Origin of the sequence: Hyphomonas atlantica corrig. (assembly GCF_000682715.1) — a bacterium.
GTDB lineage: Bacteria > Pseudomonadota > Alphaproteobacteria > Caulobacterales > Hyphomonadaceae > Hyphomonas > Hyphomonas atlantica.
Map to the genome: position 1 here is coordinate 41,088 of NZ_AWFH01000003.1, position 25,209 is coordinate 66,296.

At 56.5% G+C, this 25,209-nt stretch carries 27 protein-coding genes; 15 read left to right on the forward strand and 12 right to left on the reverse strand.

The window, feature by feature from the left end:
- Window positions 1–88: 88 nt before the first annotated feature.
- Complete coding sequence (locus HY36_RS03980) at window positions 89–1,798, forward strand: alkaline phosphatase D family protein (RefSeq protein WP_035548856.1); 1,710 nt, start codon at window positions 89–91, stop codon at window positions 1,796–1,798.
- Here the strand turns inward: HY36_RS03980 and HY36_RS03985 are convergent.
- From HY36_RS03985 to HY36_RS04000, 4 genes are all read right to left on the reverse strand, one after another.
- Window positions 1,795–2,553 carry an SDR family oxidoreductase gene (locus tag HY36_RS03985; RefSeq protein WP_035548858.1) on the reverse strand — a complete coding sequence of 253 codons (759 nt, stop codon included), beginning with the start codon at window positions 2,551–2,553 and terminating at the stop codon, window positions 1,795–1,797. The genes HY36_RS03980 and HY36_RS03985 overlap by 4 nt on opposite strands.
- A gap of 6 nt (window positions 2,554–2,559) precedes the next feature.
- Complete coding sequence (locus HY36_RS03990; RefSeq protein ID WP_035548860.1) at window positions 2,560–2,892, reverse strand: hypothetical protein; 333 nt, start codon at window positions 2,890–2,892, stop codon at window positions 2,560–2,562.
- Window positions 2,893–2,956: 64 nt separating this feature from the next.
- Entirely contained in the window at window positions 2,957–3,124 is a 168-nt protein-coding gene (locus tag HY36_RS03995; RefSeq protein WP_035548862.1) for a YdcH family protein, read from the reverse strand.
- A 111-nt stretch (window positions 3,125–3,235) separates the two neighbouring features.
- Window positions 3,236–3,925, reverse strand: a complete 690-nt coding sequence (locus HY36_RS04000; protein WP_081806029.1) for a GGDEF domain-containing protein — start codon at window positions 3,923–3,925, stop codon at window positions 3,236–3,238.
- Window positions 3,926–4,048: 123 nt separating this feature from the next.
- On the opposite strand from HY36_RS04000, the gene purE reads away from it, so the two are divergent.
- The 7 genes from purE to HY36_RS04035 all read left to right on the forward strand — a co-directional run bounded on the left by purE (window position 4,049) and on the right by HY36_RS04035 (window position 10,886).
- On the forward strand, window positions 4,049–4,543 hold the full coding sequence (gene purE / locus HY36_RS04005) for a 5-(carboxyamino)imidazole ribonucleotide mutase (RefSeq protein ID WP_035548867.1): 495 nt from the start codon (window positions 4,049–4,051) through the stop codon (window positions 4,541–4,543).
- Entirely contained in the window at window positions 4,540–5,619 is a 1,080-nt protein-coding gene (locus tag HY36_RS04010; protein WP_035548870.1) for a 5-(carboxyamino)imidazole ribonucleotide synthase, read from the forward strand. The genes purE and HY36_RS04010 overlap by 4 nt, the downstream gene beginning before the upstream one ends.
- A gap of 4 nt (window positions 5,620–5,623) precedes the next feature.
- Window positions 5,624–6,379: a creatininase family protein gene (locus HY36_RS04015; protein WP_035548871.1), complete on the forward strand. Its 756-nt coding sequence runs from the start codon at window positions 5,624–5,626 to the stop codon at window positions 6,377–6,379.
- 86 nt (window positions 6,380–6,465) lie between these two features.
- The gene (locus HY36_RS04020) at window positions 6,466–7,197 is read left to right on the forward strand and encodes an ABC transporter ATP-binding protein (protein ID WP_035548874.1); all 732 of its coding nucleotides are present in this window, start codon (window positions 6,466–6,468) and stop codon (window positions 7,195–7,197) included.
- Complete coding sequence (locus tag HY36_RS04025; protein ID WP_051602492.1) at window positions 7,194–7,949, forward strand: ABC transporter permease subunit; 756 nt, start codon at window positions 7,194–7,196, stop codon at window positions 7,947–7,949. Before HY36_RS04020 ends, HY36_RS04025 begins: the two co-directional genes overlap by 4 nt.
- Window position 7,950: 1 nt before the next feature.
- Window positions 7,951–9,843 (forward strand): GldG family protein, encoded by a 1,893-nt coding sequence (locus HY36_RS04030; RefSeq protein WP_035548878.1) that lies wholly within the window; start codon window positions 7,951–7,953, stop codon window positions 9,841–9,843.
- On the forward strand, window positions 9,840–10,886 hold the full coding sequence (locus HY36_RS04035; protein ID WP_035548880.1) for a DUF4340 domain-containing protein: 1,047 nt from the start codon (window positions 9,840–9,842) through the stop codon (window positions 10,884–10,886). Before HY36_RS04030 ends, HY36_RS04035 begins: the two co-directional genes overlap by 4 nt.
- A gap of 14 nt (window positions 10,887–10,900) precedes the next feature.
- On the opposite strand, the gene HY36_RS04040 is transcribed toward HY36_RS04035, so the two are convergent.
- Together HY36_RS04040 and acnA are read right to left on the reverse strand one after the other, a co-directional pair.
- Complete coding sequence (locus HY36_RS04040) at window positions 10,901–11,551, reverse strand: DUF1223 domain-containing protein (protein ID WP_051602493.1); 651 nt, start codon at window positions 11,549–11,551, stop codon at window positions 10,901–10,903.
- Window positions 11,552–11,668: 117 nt separating this feature from the next.
- Window positions 11,669–14,362 (reverse strand): aconitate hydratase AcnA, encoded by a 2,694-nt coding sequence (acnA, locus tag HY36_RS04045; RefSeq protein ID WP_035548883.1) that lies wholly within the window; start codon window positions 14,360–14,362, stop codon window positions 11,669–11,671.
- A 116-nt stretch (window positions 14,363–14,478) separates the two neighbouring features.
- Here acnA and ccmA point away from each other — a divergent pair, with 116 nt between their 5' ends.
- From ccmA to HY36_RS04065, 5 genes are read left to right on the forward strand one after another with little or no spacing between them, the layout of a single operon-like run.
- A complete protein-coding gene (ccmA, locus tag HY36_RS04050; protein WP_035548886.1) occupies window positions 14,479–15,054 on the forward strand; it encodes a heme ABC exporter ATP-binding protein CcmA in 576 nt (191 codons plus the stop codon).
- Window positions 15,051–15,716: a heme exporter protein CcmB gene (ccmB, locus tag HY36_RS04055; RefSeq protein ID WP_051602494.1), complete on the forward strand. Its 666-nt coding sequence runs from the start codon at window positions 15,051–15,053 to the stop codon at window positions 15,714–15,716. Before ccmA ends, ccmB begins: the two co-directional genes overlap by 4 nt.
- A gap of 21 nt (window positions 15,717–15,737) precedes the next feature.
- Window positions 15,738–16,469, forward strand: a complete 732-nt coding sequence (gene ccmC, locus HY36_RS04060) for a heme ABC transporter permease CcmC (protein ID WP_035548889.1) — start codon at window positions 15,738–15,740, stop codon at window positions 16,467–16,469.
- A 3-nt stretch (window positions 16,470–16,472) separates the two neighbouring features.
- On the forward strand, window positions 16,473–16,637 hold the full coding sequence (locus HY36_RS18075) for a heme exporter protein CcmD (protein ID WP_081806031.1): 165 nt from the start codon (window positions 16,473–16,475) through the stop codon (window positions 16,635–16,637).
- Window positions 16,634–17,158, forward strand: a complete 525-nt coding sequence (locus tag HY36_RS04065; RefSeq protein ID WP_035548891.1) for a redoxin family protein — start codon at window positions 16,634–16,636, stop codon at window positions 17,156–17,158. Before HY36_RS18075 ends, HY36_RS04065 begins: the two co-directional genes overlap by 4 nt.
- 17 nt (window positions 17,159–17,175) lie before the next feature.
- Here HY36_RS04065 and HY36_RS17635 read toward each other — a convergent pair whose 3' ends face one another.
- On the reverse strand, window positions 17,176–17,886 hold the full coding sequence (locus HY36_RS17635) for a MarR family winged helix-turn-helix transcriptional regulator (RefSeq protein ID WP_051602495.1): 711 nt from the start codon (window positions 17,884–17,886) through the stop codon (window positions 17,176–17,178).
- Between the two features lie 128 nt (window positions 17,887–18,014).
- Here HY36_RS17635 and HY36_RS04080 point away from each other — a divergent pair, with 128 nt between their 5' ends.
- Window positions 18,015–18,566, forward strand: coding sequence for an NUDIX hydrolase (locus tag HY36_RS04080; RefSeq protein WP_035548893.1), 552 nt, complete (start codon window positions 18,015–18,017; stop codon window positions 18,564–18,566).
- Here the strand turns inward: HY36_RS04080 and HY36_RS04085 are convergent.
- The gene (locus HY36_RS04085) at window positions 18,563–19,204 is read right to left on the reverse strand and encodes an inner membrane-spanning protein YciB (RefSeq protein WP_035548896.1); all 642 of its coding nucleotides are present in this window, start codon (window positions 19,202–19,204) and stop codon (window positions 18,563–18,565) included. The genes HY36_RS04080 and HY36_RS04085 overlap by 4 nt on opposite strands.
- Window positions 19,205–19,311: 107 nt before the next feature.
- Entirely contained in the window at window positions 19,312–20,172 is an 861-nt protein-coding gene (locus HY36_RS04090) for a DMT family transporter (protein WP_035548899.1), read from the reverse strand.
- Between the two features lie 106 nt (window positions 20,173–20,278).
- On the opposite strand from HY36_RS04090, the gene HY36_RS04095 reads away from it, so the two are divergent.
- The gene (locus HY36_RS04095) at window positions 20,279–22,015 is read left to right on the forward strand and encodes an N-acyl-D-amino-acid deacylase family protein (protein WP_035548902.1); all 1,737 of its coding nucleotides are present in this window, start codon (window positions 20,279–20,281) and stop codon (window positions 22,013–22,015) included.
- Here HY36_RS04095 and ftsY read toward each other — a convergent pair whose 3' ends face one another.
- The 3 genes from ftsY to HY36_RS04110 are packed head-to-tail and all read right to left on the reverse strand — an operon-like array spanning window position 22,016 to window position 25,188.
- Window positions 22,016–23,404: a signal recognition particle-docking protein FtsY gene (gene ftsY / locus HY36_RS04100; RefSeq protein WP_035548905.1), complete on the reverse strand. Its 1,389-nt coding sequence runs from the start codon at window positions 23,402–23,404 to the stop codon at window positions 22,016–22,018.
- Window positions 23,401–24,699 (reverse strand): tRNA (N(6)-L-threonylcarbamoyladenosine(37)-C(2))-methylthiotransferase MtaB, encoded by a 1,299-nt coding sequence (gene mtaB / locus HY36_RS04105; protein ID WP_155841695.1) that lies wholly within the window; start codon window positions 24,697–24,699, stop codon window positions 23,401–23,403. The genes ftsY and mtaB overlap by 4 nt, the downstream gene beginning before the upstream one ends.
- 39 nt (window positions 24,700–24,738) lie before the next feature.
- Window positions 24,739–25,188, reverse strand: coding sequence for a DUF3617 family protein (locus HY36_RS04110; RefSeq protein WP_035548908.1), 450 nt, complete (start codon window positions 25,186–25,188; stop codon window positions 24,739–24,741).
- Between the last annotated feature and the right edge of the window lie 21 nt (window positions 25,189–25,209).

The following is a 25,209-nucleotide window of genomic DNA, read 5'->3' on the forward strand; positions in this document are numbered from 1 at the left end:
AACAGACTTATAGACGCACTTCCCGCCAATCGTCATGCTATTGTCAACACACTTGACTAGGGGAAGTCAGGCAAGACCGGAGAGAAGCATGACCAAGATCACCCGCCGCGGACTGTTGGGCGCAGCCGCAACTGGAACCTTAAGCGTTGCCGCATGCGCGACACCTGCCAAAACAGTACAATCCCAGACTGAAGCTTATGACGGCGAAGTGGAGTTTCTGCACGGAGTCGCGTCCGGCGACCCGTTGAGTGATCGTGTCATTATCTGGACACGCGTTACCCCGCAATCAGGCACGGCCCCTATTCCAGTCACATATGAAGTCACAGATCCCGCGAACCCGTCAGCGCCAGCGATTACAGGCTCGGCTATGGCAAGCGAATCCCGTGACTTCTGCGTCAAAGTAGATGTCCCCGGCCTGAAGCCGGGAACAGTTTACAATTACAAATTCACGGTCAGAACCAATGCTGGCGAGGTTAGCTCGCCGCAGGGGCGCACCAAGACCACCTCAGAGAGTGGCAATACGCCCGTTCGGATGGGCGTCATCTCGTGCTCGAACTGGCAATTCGGTTACTTCAATGCATATGAAGCGCTGTCCAATGAGGACGATCTAGACGTCATCGTCCATCTGGGAGACTATTTGTACGAGTACGGTGTCGACGGATACGGCGCTGAAGTTGCCACCAAGCTGGGCCGTGTACACGATCCGATCACGGAAATGGTGACCCTGACCGACTATCGAATGCGCCACGCCCAGTACAAGACAGATCCGGACCTTCAAGCTGCTCATGCGGCCGCGCCGTGGATTTGCACATGGGACGACCATGAGAGCACCAACAATTCTTATCGGACAGGCGCTCAAAATCACAACCCTGAAGAGGGTGAAGGCGACTGGTCAGATCGCAAGCAAGCCGCCATCCAAGCCTATTTCGAATGGCTTCCCCTTCGCGAGCCCGTAGCGGGCGACGTCACATCTGCGGTGTGGAGAAGTTTCACCTTTGGCGATATCGCAACCGTACACGCCCTTGAAAGCCGCCTGACAGGGCGTTCTCCGGACGTCAGCTGGTTCGATGCACTGGCTGGCGTGACCGATCAGCAAGTGATGATGCAGCGCGTTTCAGAAACACTTCAGACCATAAACGACCCTGCCCGCACCATGCTCGGCACGGAACAGGAAGCCTGGCTGGCTGGCGAGCTGAAATCTTCAACCAAGGCCGGAAAAGCGTGGCAGGTTCTGGCCAACCAGGTCGTCATGGCTCGAACGACCCTGCCAAACTTCCAGGAAGCCCTGACATCAGAGCAACTTGCTGCCCAGCAGAACGGCTTTGTTCAGACGATGATTGGCTTCTCCACACTCGGCCTGCCCTTTAATCTGGATGCCTGGGACGGCTTTCCTGCCGCGCGGGAGCGCCTGTATGAGGGTGCGGCAGCAGCGAACGCCAAACTCGTCACGCTTGCAGGCGACACGCACACGGCTTGGGTAAACACACTCACAGATGCGAATGGGAACCGGCGCGGTGTAGAATTCGGATGCACCTCAATCACCTCTCCAGGAAGCGGCGCTTACGTAACTGACATTCCAAATCTCGGTGACCTGACGACCGAAGCGAACCCGGACGTGATCTGGCACGATCCATTCAATCGAGGTTACACGATTGTGTCGCTCACTCCGGACACGGCGCGCGCCGAATACCGAGTTGTTTCAAACATCCTCAGCAAGGAGTTTGTGACGGAAACGGCGGCAGTTTACGAAAGCCGGCAACAGGGTGACAGTGTGACAGACCCTGTCCGAGTCGCTTAATCCAGAACACCGGCGAGGCTGGAGCGACCACCGTCCAGCTTCAGCAACTCGCCGGTGATAATGGCCGCGTCAGGAGACGAAAGATATCGAGCCGCGTCCGCAATCTCGTCGGCAATCGCGGCCCGTCCCCAAGGCGTTCGGCGCGTTGTCCAGTTTTCTATACGCTCTTCCCGCGGACGGATTGCAACGATGCCGTTGACGCGTATTTGTCGGTCGGCAAGTTCCACCGCGCCCGCCTTGATGACACCAAGCACGGCTGATTGTGTTATGGTTTCGGTAAAGCGACCCGGCATGGTTGCCACTGCTGAGTAAGACAAGACAAAGGTAACTGTCCCCTTCTGTCGAATACGTTCAACAGCCGCTTCAGGGAGATCTTCCTGTTCTGCAATGCGTTCCGAAAAGACACGTAATGCGAGCGCGGCGCCGCGTGTTGCCTTTGCAACCGCTTTGTCAAATTTGTCTTGATCAAACTCATCTAGACTGTCTGCCGCTTCGATGTCGGGGATAACGACAAGATTGTCGACCCGCCCGAAGGCTTCGACGGCCACAGTAAGTGCATTGCGGAGACCGAGGCGCGTATGCAAATCGCCATGATGGAGCAAGACATCATCCGGCACAGCATTCCTGGCTGTAGCGATCCGATCATCCGAGGGATCAGCGGCTACGACATGATGACCAAACTTGCTGAAGCGGCGCGCAACAGCGTCTCCTACCTCGCGACCAAGACCGAGGATAACGGTAACTGGTTGAGCCATGACGCCCTAAACCTTCGTGTTTTCAGAAGAGGGCGTGGGCGGGCTGGATACCCGCCGCGCTCGGAGATCATCTCCGACGATGGATAAACGATCATTCAATCGATGAAGCGCGGCGAGAATCTCAGCGAGCAGTCGGATCGTCAGATACAAGAAGCCGAGACCCGCCAAACTGGCCAGTATACGACCAATGCCGTGAATAATATGTCCGCTGAATATCTGCCCAAGTCCGGACAGTATCGCGAAAACCGCCAGTACGAGGAACAAGATTGCGAGGACGCCCGTCGCCTGTTTAACGGCCCCAAGCGTCATCGCTCTGTCCTGATCAAATATCTCCCGCATGCCTTATCCTTACGCCTGCTTGTTTCAGGCTAGGACACAAAGATGAAGGCGAAGTTTCAAGGTCCTAGCTCGCTTTGAGCAATTGCAGCTCTTCCTTGATGTGAAGCTTCTCTCGCTTAAGGCGTTTCAATCGAAGGGCATCTGCCGACGGTCGTTTCTGTTCTTCATGAATAGTCTCGTCGAGTTTGCGGTGCTTGTTGGCGAGTTCGTTGATCCGGCCTTTAAGCGACATGGCAGTCTCCTTCTTGCTGTTAAGTGAGTGTGTCTTAACGGCCACAGTTAAGCACAGGAGATTTGAAGCGTCACGGGGGGCCAAGGCCGGATTCGACGGAATCCGGATAAATTATTGTTTATCTGCCTGAAGACTGGATTTCCTGCGCGCTTTCTGGGCGAACATGGCTTGGTCAGCCAACGCGATGAGGGCTTGAGCATCCTGCCCGACTTGCCATTCAACCACGCCGCACGACGCCCCTATACGCACTTCAGGGCCTGATCCGTCGGGTCCGCTCGTGACAACCAACTGGTCAACTTCCTTCGCCAACTGCTCCGCCTTCAACAGGCTGTCTTCTGCCGTCGCTTGGGCAAGTACTATTCCGAATTCGTCTCCGCCCAAGCGACCAACAATATCGGTGTCTCGCGTATGACGCAGCAACAATTCAGAGATTCGAATAAGCACTTCATCACCCGCGGCATGTCCGAAGGCATCGTTCACCTGCTTGAAGTGGTCCAAATCGATGTAAATCACCGACAGCGGCGTTCGAAAGCGAGCCGCAAGCGCGATTTCACGGTGAATTTCCCGTTCAAAGGCCCTGCGATTGAAAACGGGACAAAGCGCGTCATTATCGGCCAGAGACTCCGCTTCGCTAAGCGCATCACGCAATCGGTCGACATCTTCTCTGAGAAACAGAACTTCGTCGCACAGTGCTTCAATGGCGGCACGTGTGCGCACATCAAGCATATCGAGATCCACCCCAAGGACATTGAGGAGCGCGGCTCGCCCCGCGGGCCTGGGTGCATGGAAATCATCCGCCATGGCGCGAGGTTAAGCAATTATTGAGCCGAGATACAGCGGTTCCTGCCGCGCCTTGGTACACACGAGAGTTGACGCGCCTTCCGGCATACCTATGTTGCGCGCTTTCCAGCGACGAGGCCTTCTATGACGGACAATAGCGCTCCCAAAGTCGGAATAATAATGGGCAGCCAGTCCGACTGGCCTGTCATGCGACTGGCGGCTGAAATTCTGGAAGAGCTCGGCGTATCGCACGAAACGCGAATTGTCTCAGCGCACCGCACACCAGACCGACTGGTCGAGTATGCAAAGACCGCGCGAGGCCGGGGATTGAAAGTTATCATTGCCGGCGCTGGTGGCGCGGCTCACCTGCCTGGTATGACAGCGTCCATGACACCCCTGCCAGTTCTTGGCGTGCCAGTTCAATCGCGCGCTCTATCCGGTATGGACAGCCTTCTTTCCATTGTTCAAATGCCAAAAGGCGTACCCGTGGGCACCTTGGCAATCGGCGAAGCGGGCGCGACCAATGCAGGATTGCTGGCTGCCTCGATTGTGGCGTTGGAAGATCCGTCGGTCGCCAAAAAACTGGACCAGTTCCGTCAGGCCCAGACTGACAAGATTGGCGAGTCTCCCGAAGCATGAGCATGATCGCCCCCGGTAGCACGATCGGGATACTTGGCGGCGGCCAGTTGGGCCGCATGCTTGCCAGTGCCGCAAATCAGCTAGGCTTTGACGTTCACATTTTTTGCCCGGAAGACGACGCACCCGCCTCCCGCGCGGCGCGTCAAACCTGGATCGCTGATTACTCGGATGATGCAGCGCTTCGCGCTTTCGCGAAAAGTTGCGACGTTGTCACGCTTGAGTTCGAAAACATCCCAGCATCCACCGCAAAGGCAATCGCTGATTGCGGAGTAGCGCTACACCCCGGCCCTAAAGCTCTCGCAATCTCTCAGGATCGTGCCGAAGAAAAGGCCTTTCTCAACAGCATTGATATCCCCACTGCGCCTTATGAGATAATTTCTGCGGCTGCCGACATTCCAGGGGCTCTTGAACGCGTTGGTGGCACCGGCGTTCTGAAAACACGTCGCGATGGCTATGACGGCAAGGGACAATCATGGGTCCGCTCATCAGGAGATGCCGATATCGCTTGGGACGCTATTGGCGCGGCACCTGCCGTTCTTGAAGCAGCGATCCCCTTCGAGTGTGAAATTTCAGTCATTGTTGCACGCTCCAGCGTGGGAGAAACACTTAGCTGGGCGCCCCCTCGCAACGCGCATGTCGACGGCATCCTATCGCGTTCAATTGTTCCATCCGGACTCGATAAGAACGTAGAGACGCGCGCGCGCGAACAAGCTATGAAACTGGTCGAAGCGCTCGACTATGTGGGCGTTCTTGCCCTTGAATTCTTTGTCCTTTCTGACGGGTCCCTGCTGGCGAACGAGTTCGCACCGCGCGTCCATAATTCTGGTCACTGGACGCCCGAAGCGTGCCAGACCGGTCAATTCGAACAGCACATTCGTGCAATCTCTGGATGGCCACTCGGAAATACGCGGCGCCTGTTCGACGCCGAGATGCGCAATCTGATTGGTGATCAAGGCCTTGTTGACCCGACCAGCCTTAAGCCCGATGAGACTCTGACCCTATATGGCAAGAGAGATGCGCGGCCGGGGCGGAAGATGGGACACATCACCCGCAGGATCGCGCCCCGAAAGGACTGACCGCATGCTGCTTCCTGTTTCGACCTGGACCGACATCGAAGCTTGGCTGAAAAAATCCAGAACAATCGTGATCCCGATTGGATCAATGGAGCAGCATGGGCCGAACGGCTTTATCGGCACAGATGCGCTCTGCCCCGAAATAGTCGCCCGCGAAGCGGAAAAGCTCGCACCTGACGACATATTGGTCGGCCCAACGTTCAGCGTGGGTTGCGCCCAGCACCATCTTGGTTTTCCTGGCACAATCACATTGCGCCCCACTACGATGATTGCCGCAATGGCCGATTGGACGGAGAGTCTGATGAGGCATGGCTTCGAGCGTATATACTGGCTGAACGGTCATGGTGGGAATATCGCCACCATCGAAGCCGCCTTTTCCGAGATTCACGCCCGGCGCAGTTTTGATCCGCGCGGTGAAACCAATTTCCCCGGACTGACCTTGAAACGCCGGGATTGGTGGGACTTCAAATCGGTAATGACGCTGTGCAACCAACTTTATCCTGTCGGGCATGGCAGCCACGCTACGGCGTCTGAAGTCTCGGTCACTTACTATGGTTTTCCCGATCATGCGCGAACTGACGTGGAAATGTCGCCGAAGATCGCGCCGACTGGAACGATTGGCGACGCCGTCCAATATCGCCGGGACTTCCCCGATGGGCGGATCGGATCGGACCCGACCCAATCAAGCGTTGAAGATGGCGGAAAAATCGTGGACGCAGCCGCAAAAGCCGTACTCGATGAGGTTCGCCGCTTTTCGGCGTGACGACTGATCCGGCTGGTGCCTTGGCTCTGGCCAGAATCACCCAACAACGTTATCAGAGGGCTCCCGGGAAAGGACCTGTTTGAAGAATGCTGGACATTCAGAAGCTGGAAAAATCCTTTGGTGAAAAGCGGGCTGTACAAGGCCTGTCCTTCACCGTTGAGAAGGGAACGGTGCTTGGATTTCTCGGTCCGAACGGCGCAGGCAAATCAACATCAATGCGCATGATCTCAGGCGTGCTGGAACCCGATTCCGGAGACGCGCTCATCGACGGCAAATCGATCGTATCCGCAAGACGAGAAGCGCAGGCCGCGCTTGGCTATTTGCCAGAAGGCGCACCCCTATATGACGACATGACCCCGCCGGAGTTTCTGGCGTTCATGGCATCGGCCCGCGCTATCCCGCGCTCTCAACGCAAGCAAGCCATAGAACGTGCCATTGCGGACTCCAGAATTTCCACCGTTTGCGGACAACGGATTGGCTCTCTTTCAAAGGGATACCGCCGCCGGGTGGGACTGGCTGGCGCCATCCTGCACGATCCGCCAGTATTGCTGCTTGACGAACCTACCGACGGGCTCGATCCGAACCAGAAGCGGGCCGTCCGAGCCCTGATTGCCCGAATGGCGCCTCGCAAGGCAATCGTGATCTCAACGCACACCTTGACCGAGGTGCCCGCGATGTGCACACGCGCAATTATCGTGGACCGAGGGCGCATTGTCGCTGACGATACACCTGACGGACTTTTGAAATTATCGGCGGACGGCACACTTGAGAGCGCGTTTACCAGACTGACCGATCAGGCGGAGGCTGAATCCGCATGAATCGCTTCCGTCAGCAATTTGACAGTTTCCTTCCGACCTACCGGCGCGAACTAGGGGCGTATTTCGCGACACCGATGGCTTATGTCTTCCTGGGAGTGTTCCTTCTGTCTTTAGGGATGTTCACGTGGGAGGCTGCACGCTTCTTCGACACAGGCACGGCCGACTTGTCACCATTCTTTGTTTGGCATCCATGGATCTACATGATCTTCCTGCCCGCACTCGCCATGCGTCTATGGGCGGATGAAGCAAGTGCAGGAACCGATGAACTCCTCCTGTCACTTCCACTTGGAATGCCGGGGCTTGTACTGGGTAAACTGTTCGCGGCATGGAGCGTTGCCGCCGCAGGGCTCATCTTCACGCTGCCAATGTGGGTGACAGTCAACTATCTGGGCGCCCCGGACAATGCGGCGATTGCCCTGACATATTTTGTCAGCCTCCTGATGGCCGGTTCCTATCTTTCGATTGGAGCAGCGATTTCAGCCCTGACCGGAAGCCAGGTCACGGCTTTTGTGATCAGTGTGGTCATTGCATTCGTATTCACGGCTGCCGGTTGGCCATTGGTCCTCTCCGGTGTGAAAAGCCTGTTCGGCGCCGGAATGGCAGAACTCGTCGCGCATTTTTCATTCCTCTCTCATTTTGAGGCTGCACAACGAGGCGTTCTGGAATTCCGTTCGGTGTTGTTCTTTCTCGGCGTTATTACGCTATGGACCATATTGAATGGTTTGTGGGCCTCCCGGCAGAGGCTTGGCTGACATGAAGGTAAAGCACTATCTCATCGCCGCCTCCGTGCTCACCGCGATTACATTCATAGCGGCAAACCTGCTCGTGCAGAAAATGTTCACTGGCGCGCGGATCGATTTCACCGAAAACAATCTATACACGCTGTCAGACGCGACGAAATCGACGTTGGATTCCGTGGCAGAACCCGTGGACATAACCTTCGTCTACACACGGTCCACCGGTCAGGATTTTCCGACCATTCGCGCCTACGCAGCCCGTGTCCGTGAGTTGCTGCAAGTCTATGAAAGCCAGTCTGGTGGGAAAGTACGCGTCACTGAGATAGACCCCGTCCCCTTTTCGCCTGCAGAAGACCAGGCCCTCGCCGCCGGCATCACCGCAATTGATACGAACGGAAATGATCCTCTCTACTTTGGGATCATTGGGCGAAACTCAATCGATGACCAACGCGTGATACCATTTCTGGCCCCAGAGCGAGAAGTCACGCTGGAATATGATTTGACTCGCATGGTCGCCCGACTGGATGATCCGGACCCGGCCAGAGTCGGCATACTCTCTTCACTCCCAGGCATGACCGCGCCGGGTGGTGAGGGCGGCTACACATTACTACGCGATATTCACAAATCATTTGACGTAGAACCCATCTCCGAGACCTTTCAGTCCTTGCCTGAAGACCTAGATGTGTTGCTCGTCGTACAGCCACCAGACCTGTCGGACAGACAGCAATGGCTGATAGACCAATTCATCCTGCGAAAAGGCCGCGCGGTATTCCTGCTTGATCCGGCCGCAAAAACTGCGGCAAGCGCTGGCATGTTCCAAACCAGCGAAACCGGGACGTCCGCGACGTTGGGCAGGTTTGGGGAAGCTTGGGGTATCTCACTATCCAATGACGCGGTGGCGGACGCTGCCAGCGCCCTAACCGTACCAGTCGACACAGGCGGTGGACGTATCGAAGAGCTGGCCCATCCGCTGTTCCTGGGCATTCCGGCGGGTGATATGAATCAGGATGATTTGATCACGGCGGACCTCGCCCGATCTGTGAACTTCGGCGCGCCGGGTGCGTTTGAGGTTGGCACGTTGAGCGATGAGGTGGAGTTTACGCCACTTGTAATGACGGGGCCCAGCCCCTCCTTCATCAAGGCGGAAAATGCGGTCACGGACATGTCGCCTCAGCAAGTTTTACGTCAGTATCAAACCGAACCAGAAGCATTGGTCCTTGCCGCTCGCCTCTCTGGGCAACTCACAACAGCTTACCCGCAAGGTGCCCCTGCTTTTGATGAGCCATCGGACCCGCTGTTGGCCGAGATTGCCCGAGCAGAAGCGGCGAACGCCCTGCCGCATGTTTCCGAAAGCGAAACGGACGCTCAACTTGTCCTGATCGCCGACGTAGATTTTGTCGCGGACGATTTTTACATCATTCCGAATGAACAGATCATCGTTGCGGACAATGGCGCGCTGGTACTGAACGCGCTGGACGCCTTGGCAGGAGGTGGTGAGCTTTCCCGGCTAAGGTCTCGCGCACCAAGTCTGCGGCGGATGGAGCGAGTTGATCGTATGCGTGAGAACGCCGAGGCCATCTATTTCCGTCAACAGGCTGCCCTTCAAGACAATCTCCAAACGGCCCAAGCGCGGCTTGAAGAATTACAGGCGATCGGCGCGGCGGATGGCTTCTTCTCAGGCGACTTGGAAGCAGACCTGACGGAAGCAGAGCGTACTGAGTTGCTGGATTTGAGACAGCGCATTGTGGACCTGCGCGCGCAATTGCGAGAGATCGAACGCAATTATCGCCGAGATATTGATCGCCTGGAGGGCACGTTAAAAGCCATCAACATCTGGGGCGGCCCGATGTTGGTCTGCTTGATCGGTCTGTTTGTCTGGTATCGCCAAAGGCGCAGGGGAGCGGCATGAGCGATCTTCGCACCAAACAACGGATACGGCGACTTCAGATCATGGGAGGAATCGCCGCTGGCCTGACCCTGCTGAGCCTGGCTGCCTATAGTTTTGATGGCCCGTCAATGCGCGCGTCAGAGCGCGACGGCCAAAAAGTGATTCCTGACTTCGCTGCTATTCGCGCTGAGGCCAGCGCCATCCGCGTCTCACTCTCCGATGAAGCTTATACATTGGTGAATACCCAAGAGGGCTGGAAAATGGGCGACGAGGATGGATATCCAGTCCGTCCCGACCGGCTCGCTGAACTAGCAACCGGTCTGGAAGCTTTGAGTTGGGGAGAGGGCCGGACCCGTGACCCGGACAAGCTAAACAGGATTGGCCTAGGTGATCCACGCGATGGCGGAACAGGCGCTTTGATTGAGATCATCGACGATAACGGTCAGGTGGCCGCATCGCTTATCACAGGTCGTAAAGACAGCCAGCTATACGGACGGCTGCCTGATCAGGAACAAGCGTTTCAGGTCGTGGGAGATCTGCCTCCCTTCTACAATCATGATGCGTGGCTGGACTTTGACATCTTCGAGATCAATTCCGACGCCATCTCGGCGGTGAGAATATTCGATTCCGTTGGCGAGAGCTTGTACCTCCAACGCTCCGTAGGTTCGAGCGATAGAAGCTTTATTCCCGGTCCGCCCTTTCAGAACTTCAAATTGGTTAGCCGGATGGCAGCCTCCACCCCCGCCCTGGCGCTCACCCGGTTTGACCCGATAGGCGTAAAACCCGCCAGTGAGCTGCAAACGCGCTTCGTTGGTCGACACATCACCGAAACGCATGACGGGCTTGAAGTAGACGTACACGCGTTCAGGGAGCCGGACGGCTATTTCGTTACGATCCGCGCCATCGAGGCTGGCGAAGGCGCCCATCGCGGCAGCACGATCAATGACAAAGCGGAAGGCTGGGCTTTTCAACTGGCTGAATATGACTGGAACGAATTTACGCCGCGCGTTTCTTCGATTGTCAGGCCCCCTGCCCTCGCGCTCGAGGCAGATCAGCCTAATTAGCTTCGAAGATTGCGCTAAGGCGCAATGACCATCGTCGCCAGGACCGGGCCGAATCCAGACTCCTGAACAATGACGGCGCAGCCCGAATCACAAACCGGTATGTCCAGCTCAACTGAATTCCCGAGCCACGGGCCGAGCGCTGTCACGCGAGTAACAGGGTTTACCATGTCCGTCGTATTTGCGTCGCCGGACAGATAGTCTACGAGCCAGATGTCTGCGAGATCCGGAACACGACCCGATAGTCGAAGCTTGTTGCCCTTGCGGACCAGGTCGACACTCAGTGCCTCTCTCGCTTCCAGCCGCTCCAGCGCACGGTCCACATTATGACGCTTGCTTCCCGCACACTGCTCCAAGCCATTATAGACGGTTTGAGGCGTGTAAGGACCGCGCAGGCCAAATCGATCAGTGTATCCTCTCTGGCGATCCTTCGATTCCTTCATCGCCATCGGGTCCTTGTCTCCAAGATAATCCCAATAATCGACTGACCAGGTAAGTACGAGCAGATCTTCCCGCTCCGCGCTGACGGCCTTGAGCGTGCGATGGGCCTTGGGACAGGAACGACAATTCTGGGAAGAAAAAAGTTCAACCAGCACCGGGCCTTCGGCAATGGCCGGCGAGGTCCAGAGACCTGCGATCAATACAAGGGAAGCAAAAAAGCGTTTCATTTCAGGTCCAGCTTATAGGCCCATCTTAGATCGCGCGACAGTCACAGGGATGTGAGGCCTGTAAAAAAGCCCCCTCGGCATACCGAAGGGGCTTTTGGAGCGTATCAAAGTGCCGGATCAGGCGGCAGCAGCCTCACGGGCGAGATTTCGGAGCACATAGTGCAGAATGCCGCCATTTCGATAATAGTCGAGTTCATTCTCGGTATCGACCCGAACAATTGTCTTCGCGACAATCTTTGAACCGTCTTCGCGAGTTATTTCCACGTCCATGGTCTGGCGTGGTGTAATCGATTCCACGCCTTTGATGGTCACGATCTCCTTGCCGGTAAGCCCAAGCTCCTTCGCACTTTGGCCATCGGCAAACTCCAGTGGAAGCACGCCCATACCAATCAGGTTCGACCGGTGGATACGCTCAAAGCTTCCGGCGATGACAGCGCGGACGCCCAGGAGGATCGTGCCTTTGGCTGCCCAGTCACGTGACGAACCGTTACCGTAGAGATCGCCCGCGAACACTACCAGTGGCGTGCCTTCGGCCTCATACTTCATGGCCGCGTCATAGATCGGCATCTGTTCGCCGTCTGGATAGTGTACTGTCACGCCGCCTTCGACGCCTGGGACCATCTGGTTCTTGATACGGATGTTTGCAAAGGTACCGCGCATCATGACTTCATGATTGCCGCGCCGAGAGCCGTAGGAGTTGAAGTCGAGTGGCGACACCTGGTGTTCCTGCAGATAGATGCCCGCCGGGCTGGACGCCTTTATGGAGCCAGCCGGGGAGATGTGATCTGTCGTAATGGAATCGCCGAATACAGCGAGAACACGCGCTTCTTCCACATCTTTCGGGGCGTCGAGATCCAGCCCCATCCCCTCAAAGTATGGAGGGTTCTGAACGTAGGTGGAGGCTGGCGGCCAACTGTAAGTTTGTCCGCCAGACACTTCGATACCTTTCCAATGTTCATCACCTTTGAACACGTCGGAATAGCGCTCGGCGAACATTTGCGGCGTAACTGCCGCTGTCATGATTTCCGCAATTTCGTGCGATGTTGGCCAGAGATCCTTGAGATAAACATCATTGCCATTTTTATCTTTGCCAAGAGGATCCTTGGTCAGATTGATCCGCAGCGATCCAGCAATAGCGTATGCAACGACCAATGGCGGTGACGCCAGATAGTTTGCCTTGATATCAGGACCAATACGCCCCTCAAAATTGCGGTTTCCGGAAAGGACGGAGCAGGAAACAAGGTCTCCATCCGCAATCGCCTTTGCGAGCGCGGGCGGCAACGGCCCGGAATTGCCGATACACGTCGTACATCCGTAACCGACCAAATTGAATCCAAGTGCGTCGAGATCATCCTGCAGACCAGCCTTTTCCAGATAATCCGTGACCACTTGAGATCCTGGTGCCAGTGACGTCTTGACCCATGGCTTGCGGTCGAGACCCAGTTCGCGGGCCTTGCGTGCGACCAGTCCCGCTGCGATCAACACTGATGGATTCGATGTGTTCGTGCAGGATGTAATCGCTGCGATGAATACGTCGCCATGCGTGACGGTGTAGTCTTCACCGTCGACAGAAATCGGCTCTGCGGCGTCGGACGCTTTGCCAAATTCTTTTGCCATGGCATCGGCGAAGGCCGTGTCGCCTTCGGAAAGCAATACGCGATCCTGAGGGCGCTTTGGCCCCGAAATCGATGGGACAACAGTGCCAAGATCCAGCTCAAGTGTATCCGTAAAAATGGGCTCAACCTGTTCCGGGCGCCAATAGCCCTGCGCCTTGGCGTAAGCCTCGACAAGCTCAACGCGGTCCGCGTCACGACCTGTATTGGTCAAATACTTTACCGTATCTTCGTCGACCGGGAAGAACCCACACGTCGCTCCGTACTCAGGCGCCATGTTGGAAATGGTTGCCTGATCTTCGAGCGTCAGATTGGACAAGCCCGGACCGTAGAATTCTACGAACTTCCCGACCACACCCTTCTGGCGCAGCATCTGGACGACGGTCAGCACCAAATCGGTTGCGGTGGCACCCTCAGCCATCTTGCCGTCGAGACGGAAACCAATGACTTCCGGGATAAGCATGGACACCGGCTGGCCAAGCATGGCGGCCTCTGCCTCAATGCCTCCTACACCCCAGCCGAGTACGGAAAGGGCGTTGATCATGGTGGTATGAGAGTCCGTACCGACACATGTATCCGGATAAGCCACGGTTTCCCCGTCTTCTTCCTTGGTCCAGACGGTTTGTCCCAGATATTCGAGGTTCACCTGGTGACAGATTCCGGTGCCCGGCGGGACCACACGGAAATTCTTGAATGCGGTAGAACCCCAGCGGAGGAATTCATAACGTTCCTGATTACGCTTGTACTCGATTTCTACGTTTTTTTCGAAACTGTCCGGGCCCGCAAAACTATCGACCATGACAGAGTGATCAATGACGAGATCAACCGGAACCTGGGGATTAATTGCCTCGGCCGACGCGCCAAGTTTTTCCGCCGCATCTCTCATGGCGGCCAAGTCAACAACGGCTGGAACACCGGTAAAGTCCTGCATCAGAACGCGCGCCGGGCGATAGGCAATCTCGTGGCTGATATCACCCTTGTTGTCGAGCCAGGTCTTAAACGCCAGAATATCTTCCTTGGTGACGGTTTTACCGTCCTCAAACCTAAGCATGTTCTCTAGCAACACCTTGAGTGAGGCTGGCAAGCGTGAAACATCACCCAAACCATTTTCTCCTGCCGCCGACAGAGAGTAATAGGTGTAGGATTTATTGCCGACAGAGAGTGTGCGTTTGGAGTTGAAGCTGTCGAGGGAAGTCATAAGAGGGAACCTCGCGTCTGAATTATCATCTGCGGCGAAGAGCCGCCGCGTTGGCCTGTCTCATATAAGCGCATAATGGATTGAAGCAATTGAGACAAAGGGTCTAAACGGGTCAGATGAGCGTTGGTTCACTCCTTTACGGAAACAATATCGGCATAATGCGTGGCGAACGCGTACTTTTTCGTGATGTGTCGCTTTCCCTGTCCCCCGGAGAAGCAATTGTCCTCAGAGGTGCGAACGGTGCCGGCAAGACTACGCTGTTGAGAATTCTGGCCGGCCTGACGCAAGCTGAAACGGGCGAGGTTTCCAAGCAAGGCGCGCATCATTGGATTGCTCACCGAGAGGGATTGAAACCTCATGAGACGCCAGCGGATCACCTCCGCCTGTGGGCGCGCGCCTGGGGGCAGACCGTAGAGGTCCGGCAATTGCTTGCCGACATGGGCCTGTCTAAGCCTGCAGATGTACCGGCAAAGTATCTCTCGGCAGGGCAGCGACGCCGTACAGCGCTGGCGCGTTTGCGACTGGAAGACCGCCCAATCTGGCTTCTCGACGAGCCGTTCACGGCACTCGACGCGGACGGAAAGTCTTTGTTGCAGGCCATGATATCAAATCATCGCACTCAGGGAGGCGGCGTAATCGCGGCCATACATGGCGAGGCTGGGTTTGAATTCGATACACAGGTGGAGATTTGAGCGGCGCACCGATCCTCTCGGCTTTCCGGCAGGCGCTGGGTGAGGCCTGGGCCGGTGGCGCGGGAGCGCTGCTGCCACTCGGCTTCTTCGCAGGCACTACTGTTCTCGTTCCCTTGGGAGTCGGGACGGAACCAGCGACATTGCGCGCCATCGGTCCCGGGATCCTTTGGGTATCCCTTGCCCTATCCAGTCTGGTTACCCTTGAGCGGGTTTTTCAGGCTGACACAGAAGACGGCGCTTTGGACCTCTGGCTGCAGACGGGTGCCCCCGCGGCGGCCATTGCCGCGGCCAAGACTTTCGCGCATTGGCTGACCGCAGGTTTGCCTCTGGCCCTACTCTCCCCCATGCTGCTGCTCATGTTCCAAGCGAGGGCTAGCGGCGCTCTTCTTGAAAATATGGGCCTCTACGCCATCGGCGGTATCGCCTTCTACTTCTGGGGCGGCGTTGGCGCAGCGCTGTCAGCAACAGTTCGAAGAGGCGGCCTACTGATCAGCCTGATCGCGTTGCCCCTGTACGTTCCCACCGCCATATTCGGCGCGCTGGCCATGGGCGATGGTCCCAGCAGCGCTTCAGCTCCATTGTTTCTCGCAGCAACAACGCTTTTTGCTTTGGCTGCAGCTCCGTTCGCAATGGGTGCAGCCCTACGCTTGGCGGCAGACTGACAGAAGGGTATTTCGAACACGATGTTTTCTTGGTTTGCAAACCCACACCGATTCGTAAAGCTGTCGGACTGGCTCGTTCCCGCGTGCTACGTGCTTGCGGCTGTCGGCATTCTATGGGGGCTTTGGCAGGGTCTCTGGATCGTTCCGAAAGACGATTATCAGGGCGGGGACATCATGCGGGTGATGTTTATCCATGTGCCAGCAGCCTGGCTTGCGATGGCCAGCTATCTCGGCATGGCCGTGATGAGTTTCGTCTGGTTTATCTGGCGCCATGAAGTCGCAGACATAGCCGCCAAAGCGATCGCTCCACTGGGCGCAACCTGGACAGCGCTCTGCCTGGCGACGGGGGCGATCTGGGGCAAGCCGACCTGGGGCACCTGGTGGCAATGGGATGATGCACGGATGATGTCCGTCCTGTTCATGTTCTTCCTGTTCCTAGGTTACATGGCCCTTCGCGCGGCTATGGACACACGGCAAAAGGCTGCACGGGCTGGCGCGATCCTCGCCATGGTTGGCGCGCTGAATGTCCCACTGATCAAGTTCTCGGTCGACCTGTTCACGTCCCTGCATCAGGACGCAAGCGTGATCACAGCAGAGGGCCCCAAGATGGCGGCAGTTTATCTCTGGCCGCTATTGATCAGTTCATTTGGTCACACGCTACTGTTTGCCGCCCTTGTCATGACGTTCATGCGTGCTGAAATATGGACAAGACGCGCCGCCCAATTGCGGGCCCGCCTGATGACAGGAGACTGAGCCATGCTTTCCGTATTTGAATCCAATTCAACTTTTATCTGGGCGAGCTACGCAGTCGGTCTTGTTCTAATTGGCGGTGCAATCGCAACGGCGTGGTTTAAATCACGCAATGCAAAAGCCGAGCTTATTCGGATCGAAGCCCGGATCCAGGATCAGAAACGCCGATGAAGCGCTGGCTGGCGATTGTTCCGGTTGGCGCATTAGCCATTTTTGGCGTTGTGGCCGCGGGGCAATTGATCAATCCGGAAAAAGGTGACTTCGAGCGACGTCTTCGCGACGCGCCTGGTATCGCGTTTCAGACCCCAGACGGCGACCCGCTAACATTCCCCCCCTCTCCGACGGGCGGCAATATTGCCGTCAACCTGTTTGCGAGCTGGTGCGCGCCGTGTGAGGCAGAGCACAAGTATATTGCAGAATTGTCGGAAGCCTATCCAGATCAGGTCTACGGAATCTTGTACAAGGATACTCTGGAGAACGGGCAGGAATTCCTTGCCCGGCTTGGCAACCCGTATACGCAAATTGCGCTGGACCCAGATGGGCAGGGCGGACTTGAGTTCGGACTTACTGGAGTTCCGGAAACTTTTGTGATTTCTCCAGAAGGCAAGATTCTGGATCATATCCAGGGACAACTGGACCAAACTTCGGTCAAAAAAATAGGCGAGGCACTGAAAAGCGCCCCGCCCACGTAAACTCCGTTACCGGAAGCTTACTTTTTCTTCGCTTTGCGAACTGGAGCCTTTTTCGCTGGCTTGGTCGCAGTAGCTGGCTTCGCCTTCGTTGCAGCCTTAGCCTTGGCTTTTGGTGCAGCTTTCTTGGCTGGAGCCTTTTTCGCTGCTGGCTTGGCCGCAGGAGCTTTCTTCGCTGCCGGAGCTTTCTTGGCCGGAGCCTTCTTCGCTGCTGGCTTGCGGGCCGGGGTTTTCTTGGCAGCTGGCTTTGGTGCTGCTTTAGCAGCAGGTGCTGGCGCAGCTGGCTTCGGAGCCGGCGCTTCTGCCTTGTCTGCTTCTGCAACCATATCGGTCAGACCAGCAACGAGTGCGGACTGTTTTGTTTTCGGAAGAGCTTCAAAGATGGCTTCGTCTGCTTTCTCTACAGCTGGCAGAGCTTTCTCGTAAGCTTTTTTGCCTTTCGCCATCAGAGAGACGACTTTCGCGCGCTTGTCAGTTTTTGAAGCGACACGCTTGATGAGGCCAGAGCGCTCCATACGAGCAACCATGTCGGCAAGTGTCGAACGGTCGATACCGGTCGCGTTGACAAGATCAGACTGGCTGACGCCGTCATTGCCGGACAGAGCAGCAAGGACGGAAAACTGGCGAAGCGTGATGCCAGCGGCGCTCAGTGCAGCGGCGGATTCATTTGCAGCAATCTGCTGAGCACGGTGCAGCAGGTGGCTAGGCGATTTTTTGAGATCGTAGGTCATGATAGTGTTTCTTTCTGTATTCAATTAGGCGTTGGGCGCGATAGAAAATCCGGTTACTGGTCTATTAAATTTCCAACCTGTGTGCGGATCAACATGTACCCTAATATACTCGAGAGGCTTAAGCTTCGATGACGGATCAATTATCAAATGGTTTCTTTTCGCAAGAATTCAAACTGAAAATACCCGATGGAGACGACCGAATACGCCGTGTTTGCTCACATTGCCAGTTCGTAGACTACATAAATCCGAAAATAATTGCAGCTTCGGTTGTTACAAAAGGTAGCAAAATCCTGCTTTGCAGGCGTGCGATTGATCCGCGTAAGGGATTCTGGACGCTGCCGGCAGGCTTCATGGAGCAAGGGGAAACCGTGGAGGAAGCCGCTCGGCGTGAGGCCCGGGAAGAAGCCAATGCCGAGATTCGCATTGATCGCATCCTGGCGGTTTACTCAGTGCCGCGCATCTCTCAGGTGCAGATCATGTTTCGCGCCGAACTTGTTTCAGACATATCACCCGGTCCGGAGAGTCTGGAGGTCGAGCTGTTCGACTGGAGAGATATACCGTGGTCGAATCTGGCCTTCCCAACCGTACTTTGGGGCCTGACGCACTATGCTGAAACTCGAAGCAAGACGGTATTCGCGCCGTTCTCCAATCCACCCGGAACGGAAGCACTCACACGTTAGGCATCAGGTGTTTCAGATTGGCGCATGTGTTTCAGCGTGTACGGGACATTGGCCACAGCAAACAGGACACCGATAACAATGTTTCCAAGCTTCCAGTTTGCCCAAGTCGCCTCGGAGAAGTTTCGCCACAAGAACTCATTCCAGATTGCCATAGCCACGAAATAGAGACCCCAACGGATCGCCAGCGTTTTCCAGGCGTGGTCAGGCAGATCAAATACGGAATGAAAAAGCATCTTCCAGATGTTCCGGCCAACGGCCAGACCACCAAAGATCACGCCCGCATAAAGCAGGTTGATGATCGTCGGCTTGATGAACAGGAAGAGTTTTGACTGAAGCAATATTCCTGCTGTTCCAAACGAACCAATCAGGAATGACGAGACGAGCAAGAAAGGAGGAATACGTTCCTTCTTGAGCAACTTCTGGCCGATCACCACAAAGGTCGCAATGATCAGAATACCCGTCGCCCAGTACAGCGCAGTATCTTTGGTAAACAAACCATCGCCTTCCGGAAACCTTAGCATCACATTGTAGATGATGATGAAGGCCAACGTCGGACCAATCTCTGTCCAAATGTTTCCCGCTTTGGCGGCGGCATCGCCGACATCGGCAGATTGCGTGGCTTTATTTGGCTCTGTCATGCAATTCCTACGTATTACGCTCGGGTCCGGATCAATTTGGATTTCCGCGCCTGTCTGACAATAGGTGAGCTAATAAATCACCAACGAAGCGAAATTGTCCGCACAGATTAGGCACCAGCTTGCATCAAAAGAAGGCCGCCCGACAGAATGGCCGCCGCGATGATCCGTCTGTATCCGAATCCTTCCTTCAAGAATATGGCGCCCAATGCAGCAGCAAAGACGACTGACGTTTCTCGCAACGCCGTTACGACAGCGGCATCAGTCAGTGTGTATGCATAAATCGCCAGACCGTATGAGATAGTGCCCAGCATGCCGCCCGCTAAGCCACCCTTCCATTGCCTGGCCATCGCCTCTCCGATTTGCCCCCGTCGTTGAATAACCGCAACGACAGTCACCCCGACCCAGTCGAGCAGAAACAACCAGACCACAAAAGTCATTGGATCTGGCATGGCACGCGCGGCGCGCGTATCCGCAACGGCGTACATGCCTACGCCCAATGCCGTCAGCAGGGCCCATACGAGTGCGCTTCGGTCCAGCTTCCGGGCTGTGGCTGTCTGCCCTGTTGGCAGGGCAAAGACAATGATCGCCAAACTGGCCAACAACAGACCTGCTGACTGAAGCACGGTCAGATATTCATTCAGAACAAAGATCGCAGCACACGCCGTTACCAAAGGCGCGAGGCCCCGCATCACAGGAAAAACAAGCGACAGATCCCCTCGGTGCAATGCCCGAACGAGGCAAAACTGATAGAACCAGTGAACCACGACCGATATCAGGATCAAAGACCATGTCTCCGGAGGTGGCGTCGGCACGAATGGCGCAAACGGCAGGACGCTTAGCCCCATCACGATGGCAACCGCCATGCGGGCGGTCAGTACGTCACCGCCCCGCTTTACGAACATGTTCGTGGCCGCGACCGTGACTGCTGACAGTAAGCACAGGATGACTGGGAGGAGGCTTTCCGACATACGGTGCGACCTATGCACGGTTTGCTGACGCGTGGGAAGGATTTGACTCTGCCTCAATTGAGGGCCTCACTCGCCTCAAAGAAGAAAAAGACGGAGGAAACCCAGCATGACGCACGATCTCGTTTTGCGCGGCGGCACGATCATTGACGGAACAGGCGGCGAAAGTTTCGAAGGCGATGTGGCCATCACGAACGGCGTCATCACTGAAGTTGGATCTGTCGGCGGCAAGGGCGTAGAGGAAATAGACGCGCGCGGACAAGTTGTAACGCCGGGCTTTGTCGACATTCACACCCATTATGATGGCCAGGCAACGTGGACAGGCGCCATCAGCCCCTCCTCCCTGCACGGCGTGACGACAGTGGTGATGGGCAATTGCGGCGTAGGCTTTGCGCCATGCCGACCCGACGACCATGACCGGCTGATCCGCTTGATGGAGGGCGTCGAGGATATTCCGTTTCCGGTACTCGCCGAAGGACTCCCCTGGAACTGGGAAAGCTTTCCGGATTATCTCGACAGCCTATCAAGCACTCATTTTGACGCCGATATCTGCGCGCAACTGCCCCATGCGGCGCTGCGGGTTTTTGTTATGGGAGACCGTGGCGCAAATCGCGAGCCTGCGACGCCGGAGGATATTCAGCAAATGCGCGCATTGACCACCGAAGCCATCCGCGCCGGCGCAATTGGTTTTTCCACGTCCCGCACCCTGAATCACCGCACCAGTGACGGTCAGCCGACCCCGACCCTGACAGCCAGCGAAGACGAATTGGCCGGCATCGCGCAAGGCGTGGCAGATGCCGGACGCGGCGTGTTGCAGTTCGTCTCTGATTTCGACGATCCAGAGAAAGAAGCTGCAATGCTGCGTCGGATTGTGGAGACCAGCGGCCGACCGCTTTCCGTATCACTTGCACAGGCAGATGTTGCTCCCAATGGCTGGCGTCGCCTACTCAGCGCTATTGAACAAGCGGTCGAAGATGGCTTACCCATGCGCGCCCAGGTCGCGCCACGTCCGGTAGGCGTCCTGCTTGGGTTTGAACTGACGCTCAATCCCTTCAGCGCGCACCCCACCTATCGAGAGATATCAAATCTGCCGTTCGAAGATCGGATTGCGCTATTGCGCGATCCCGACTTCCGAGAGCGCCTTCTATCTGATGAGCCGGACACGGATAATCCGTTTCTGAAAGCAATGCTGCGAAGCTTCGGAAAGATTTTTCAACTGGACGCGCCGGTGAACTATGAACCAACAGCCGATCGAACGCTGGAAGCCATCGCCGCGCGCCGGGGCGTTTCCCCAGAACAAGCGGCGCTGGATCTTATGCTGGAACGCGAAGGCCGCGGTATGCTCTACCTTCCCTTCCTCAATTATGCGGGCGGGTCTCTTGACCCTTCCCACGACATGATGCTGAGCCCGGCAACGCTCCCCGGCCTTTCAGATGGTGGCGCGCATGTCGGCATGATCTGCGATGGGTCCTTCACCACAACGATGTTGACCCATTGGGTTCGCGACCGGACGCGCGGCCCTCGCATTCCGATCGAGCACATCGTGCAGCGTCAGGCACGCGCCACTGCCGAGTGGATTGGACTGAACGACCGCGGTCTGATTGCACCGGGCTATCGCGCAGACCTCAATGTCATCGACACCGCAAACCTGACATTACATCTGCCGGAAGTTACTTATGACTTGCCTGCTGGCGGACGTCGACTGATGCAGAGAGCCACGGGCTACACGGCCACAATCCTCAAAGGCCAGATCACTCACCGGAATGGAGACCCAACCGGCGCCCGGCCTGGAAGACTCGTTCGGGGTCCACAACAAGCGAACATTTCTGCGATGGCAGCGGAATAGCTAGCTCTGAAGGCCAACCAAGGCTTTAGAGAAAGCCTCTGCACTGAATGGGCGAAGATCTTCCGCTTTTTCTCCAATCCCGATGAAATGGATCGGCAGATCGTATGCTTCCGCGATAGCAACGAGCACACCGCCCTTGGCGGTTCCGTCCAGCTTGGTCATCACCAGCCCGGTCACGCCCGCAGTGTTCTTGAAAGCCTCTACCTGCGACAAGGCATTCTGACCGACCGTGGCATCCAGAACGAGGATGACATCATGAGGCGCCGTCGGATCAAGCTTTCTGATGACGCGGACGACTTTCTCTAGCTCCGACATCAGTTCTGTCTTGTTTTGCAGGCGCCCAGCCGTATCAACCAATACCAGATCGAGATCGTCTGCCTTCGCCTTTTCAATTGCCTCGTAGACAAGCCCTGCCGCGTCGGCTCCTGTCGGTTTAGACATCACGGGTATACCGGCGCGTTCACCCCATACGGTCAGTTGCTCAATGGCCGCAGCACGGAATGTATCACCCGCCACAAGAAGCGCCTTGGCACCCTGTTCTGTCAGTTTTGATGCGATCTTGCCGATGGTCGTCGTTTTGCCAGACCCGTTGACCCCAACAAACAGAACAATGCGAGGGCTCGGCCCTTCCGAGAAATCGACGATTTTCTCACGAGGCTTCAAAACGTCAGTAATTTCGCTGGCCAAAGCGCCCCGGATTTCATCCTCGGAGATTTCCTTGTCAAACCTCTCCTTAGACAGATTACTGGTCACGCGCATAGCGACCTTGGCGCCGAGGTCGGATGAGATCAAAAGATCTTCCAACTCCTCCAGCGTTTCATCATTAAGCTTTCGGCGTCCAAATACGGACAGTCCAGATGTCAGGCGCGATGATGACCTCGAGAGCCCTGAGCCCAACTTGGCCATGAAGCCAGGATCATTGGCCTCCGCCTCCATCACGGCGCGCGCGGCCGCTTCGCGCTCAGCCCGGAGCCGCGCCGCCTCTCGGCGTTCTTCCAGCAGTTTTAGTTCTGCTGCCGCCTTGGCTTGCGCTGCCTCTCGCTCTTCCTTCGCTTTACGGGCTCGTTCAGCCTCTTCCGCCAATCTTTCAGCTTCAGCTTCGTCGGCCCGCGCCTGCGCGGCTGCACGCGCCTCTTCTGCCTTGCGTGCCTCCTCCTCCAGGCGCGCAGCCTCTTCTGCCGCAGCCGCAGCCTCCCGAGCCTGCCTTTCCTCCCACGCCCTGTTCGCCTCGGCGACCTTGCGCTCGATTTCTTCCTGTTCGGCAGCCTTTCGCGCTATTTCGGCTTCCTGCGCCGCCAGTTCCTCGGCAGACAGCTCTGGCGCCTCCATCGCGGCACCAGCGTCTTTCAGTTCCTGTTGCTTTTTCTTCTTACCGAACCAAAGGATCATGCGGTGAGAGCTCCGATCAGCTGTTTTCCATCATGCCGCACTATACGGGCGCGCACCGGGCGTCCAGCTTCGCCAGGTTCTTCCTCAAACCGCACGGGCGTAAAGTCTGGAAGGCGCGCTGACAGTCCCCGCTCGACCAACGCGTCTACGGTCTGGCCTTCATAGGTACTCAGGTGACGAGCAAGTGCGGCCTCCCCCACTTCTCGCAAACGCGCGGCCCGCGCCTTGATAACCGACTTCTGAAGTTGAGGCATCCGAGCAGCCGGCGTGCCCGGACGTGGCGAATACGGAAAGGCATGCACGAAGGACAAACCGCATTCTTCCACGAGCCTTATTGAGTTCTCGAAATGCGCTTCGGTTTCGGTTGGAAAGCCCGCAATGATGTCGGCGCCAAATGCCATATCCGGACGAATACTGCGCAATTGCTCCGTCAGTCTAACTGCATCGCTCCGGGAATGACGCCGCTTCATCCTTTTCAGGATCAGGTCATCGCCATGCTGCAAAGACAGATGCATAAAGGGCGCAAGGCGTTTGTCTGCCATTGTTTCCATCAGCGCGTCATCGATTTCTATGGCGTCGATCGAGGATATACGCAGCTGCTTCAGCTCCGGCACCAGCTTCAAAATGCGCTGCACCAGATTGCCGAGTTGCGGCGCGCCTGGCAGGTCTGCACCCCAACTGGTCAAATCGACACCGGTCAGAACAACTTCATAATGCCCTGTCTCGACCAGACGGCGGACCTGGCTGACCACCTCGCCGGCCGGCACCGAGCGTGAATTTCCACGGCCATAGGGAATGATGCAGAAGGTGCAGCGATGGTCACAACCATTCTGGACCTGCACATAGGCGCGCGCCCGCCCTTCCATCCCGTCAATCAGGTGCACGGCGGTTTCCTGTACGGACATGATGTCATTCACGCGGACCTTTTCGTGTCCGCCCAGCAATTCGGCTGGCCGCCAGGTTTCCGACTGCATCTTTTCATGATTGCCGATCACACGCGTGACTTCCGGCATCTTAGCGAACATATCCGGGTCGATCTGCGCGGCGCATCCGGTCACCAAGATGGGCGCGCCTGGATTGTCCTTTGCAGCGCGCCGGATTGTTTGGCGCGCGCTTCGAACCGCTTCAGATGTTACCGCACATGTGTTGATGATCACGGCGTCATTCAGGCCAGCTTCCGACGCATGGCCGCGCATCACCTCCGATTCGTAGGCGTTCAGGCGGCATCCGAGCGTAATCAGCTGCGGGCTGGAAGGAGCTTTGGCATCTGTCATGACTTTGATGTCAGCGGACATCGCGCCGAATTGCCCACAGTTCAAGGTCTTTGGTGCGGGTCAGCCTGTGCAAGCGCCGGTCTTGTGTCCGCTGAACAACCCTATCATGCGAATCGAAACGCTTTCAGCTTCCCCCTCTATGATCATTGAGCCCTGAAGCGAATTGCGATCCGGCGCGACAACGATCAGTGCATCGCCCACCAGCTCAATATCATCCATCTTACAGGAAAGATCGAAACTCAGATGGTTGTCACTGCCCCGAGAATCCAGCACATCGCAATTGTCGATCCCGATTGTATCGACATCCAGCCGCGTGTCTTCTTCACTCGCCCAGCATTCCGTGGTGAATTCAAATTCGGGATCTATGTCCTGGCGCACGCCGAACATTGTGAGTTCGGGCACCATCGACAATGTCGTTTCCCAAGAGCCTTTGTTTACCGTGATGGCTTCTTGGCCAGAAGCGTGGCCGGTCAGAACAATACATAACGCGCCGATGACGAGTCGTCTCATGGCAGGATCCCGTCTTTTGTC

Excerpts from the sequence above, each read along its gene's own strand:
- HY36_RS03980 (WP_035548856.1), top strand. The coding sequence starts at position 89 with ATGACCAAGATCACCCGCCGCGGACTGTTGGGCGCAGCCGCAACTGGA.
- HY36_RS03985 (WP_035548858.1), bottom strand. The coding sequence starts at position 2,553 with ATGGCTCAACCAGTTACCGTTATCCTCGGTCTTGGTCGCGAGGTAGGA.
- HY36_RS03990 (WP_035548860.1), bottom strand. The coding sequence starts at position 2,892 with ATGCGGGAGATATTTGATCAGGACAGAGCGATGACGCTTGGGGCCGTT.
- HY36_RS03995 (WP_035548862.1), bottom strand. The coding sequence starts at position 3,124 with ATGTCGCTTAAAGGCCGGATCAACGAACTCGCCAACAAGCACCGCAAA.
- HY36_RS04000 (WP_081806029.1), bottom strand. The coding sequence starts at position 3,925 with ATGGCGGATGATTTCCATGCACCCAGGCCCGCGGGGCGAGCCGCGCTC.
- purE (WP_035548867.1), top strand. The coding sequence starts at position 4,049 with ATGACGGACAATAGCGCTCCCAAAGTCGGAATAATAATGGGCAGCCAG.
- HY36_RS04010 (WP_035548870.1), top strand. The coding sequence starts at position 4,540 with ATGAGCATGATCGCCCCCGGTAGCACGATCGGGATACTTGGCGGCGGC.
- HY36_RS04015 (WP_035548871.1), top strand. The coding sequence starts at position 5,624 with ATGCTGCTTCCTGTTTCGACCTGGACCGACATCGAAGCTTGGCTGAAA.
- HY36_RS04020 (WP_035548874.1), top strand. The coding sequence starts at position 6,466 with ATGCTGGACATTCAGAAGCTGGAAAAATCCTTTGGTGAAAAGCGGGCT.
- HY36_RS04025 (WP_051602492.1), top strand. The coding sequence starts at position 7,194 with ATGAATCGCTTCCGTCAGCAATTTGACAGTTTCCTTCCGACCTACCGG.
- HY36_RS04030 (WP_035548878.1), top strand. The coding sequence starts at position 7,951 with ATGAAGGTAAAGCACTATCTCATCGCCGCCTCCGTGCTCACCGCGATT.
- HY36_RS04035 (WP_035548880.1), top strand. The coding sequence starts at position 9,840 with ATGAGCGATCTTCGCACCAAACAACGGATACGGCGACTTCAGATCATG.
- HY36_RS04040 (WP_051602493.1), bottom strand. The coding sequence starts at position 11,551 with ATGAAACGCTTTTTTGCTTCCCTTGTATTGATCGCAGGTCTCTGGACC.
- acnA (WP_035548883.1), bottom strand. The coding sequence starts at position 14,362 with ATGACTTCCCTCGACAGCTTCAACTCCAAACGCACACTCTCTGTCGGC.
- ccmA (WP_035548886.1), top strand. The coding sequence starts at position 14,479 with ATGAGCGTTGGTTCACTCCTTTACGGAAACAATATCGGCATAATGCGT.
- ccmC (WP_035548889.1), top strand. The coding sequence starts at position 15,738 with ATGTTTTCTTGGTTTGCAAACCCACACCGATTCGTAAAGCTGTCGGAC.
- HY36_RS18075 (WP_081806031.1), top strand. The coding sequence starts at position 16,473 with ATGCTTTCCGTATTTGAATCCAATTCAACTTTTATCTGGGCGAGCTAC.
- HY36_RS04065 (WP_035548891.1), top strand. The coding sequence starts at position 16,634 with ATGAAGCGCTGGCTGGCGATTGTTCCGGTTGGCGCATTAGCCATTTTT.
- HY36_RS17635 (WP_051602495.1), bottom strand. The coding sequence starts at position 17,886 with ATGACCTACGATCTCAAAAAATCGCCTAGCCACCTGCTGCACCGTGCT.
- HY36_RS04080 (WP_035548893.1), top strand. The coding sequence starts at position 18,015 with ATGACGGATCAATTATCAAATGGTTTCTTTTCGCAAGAATTCAAACTG.
- HY36_RS04085 (WP_035548896.1), bottom strand. The coding sequence starts at position 19,204 with ATGACAGAGCCAAATAAAGCCACGCAATCTGCCGATGTCGGCGATGCC.
- HY36_RS04090 (WP_035548899.1), bottom strand. The coding sequence starts at position 20,172 with ATGTCGGAAAGCCTCCTCCCAGTCATCCTGTGCTTACTGTCAGCAGTC.
- HY36_RS04095 (WP_035548902.1), top strand. The coding sequence starts at position 20,279 with ATGACGCACGATCTCGTTTTGCGCGGCGGCACGATCATTGACGGAACA.
- ftsY (WP_035548905.1), bottom strand. The coding sequence starts at position 23,404 with ATGATCCTTTGGTTCGGTAAGAAGAAAAAGCAACAGGAACTGAAAGAC.
- mtaB (WP_155841695.1), bottom strand. The coding sequence starts at position 24,699 with ATGTCCGCTGACATCAAAGTCATGACAGATGCCAAAGCTCCTTCCAGC.
- HY36_RS04110 (WP_035548908.1), bottom strand. The coding sequence starts at position 25,188 with ATGAGACGACTCGTCATCGGCGCGTTATGTATTGTTCTGACCGGCCAC.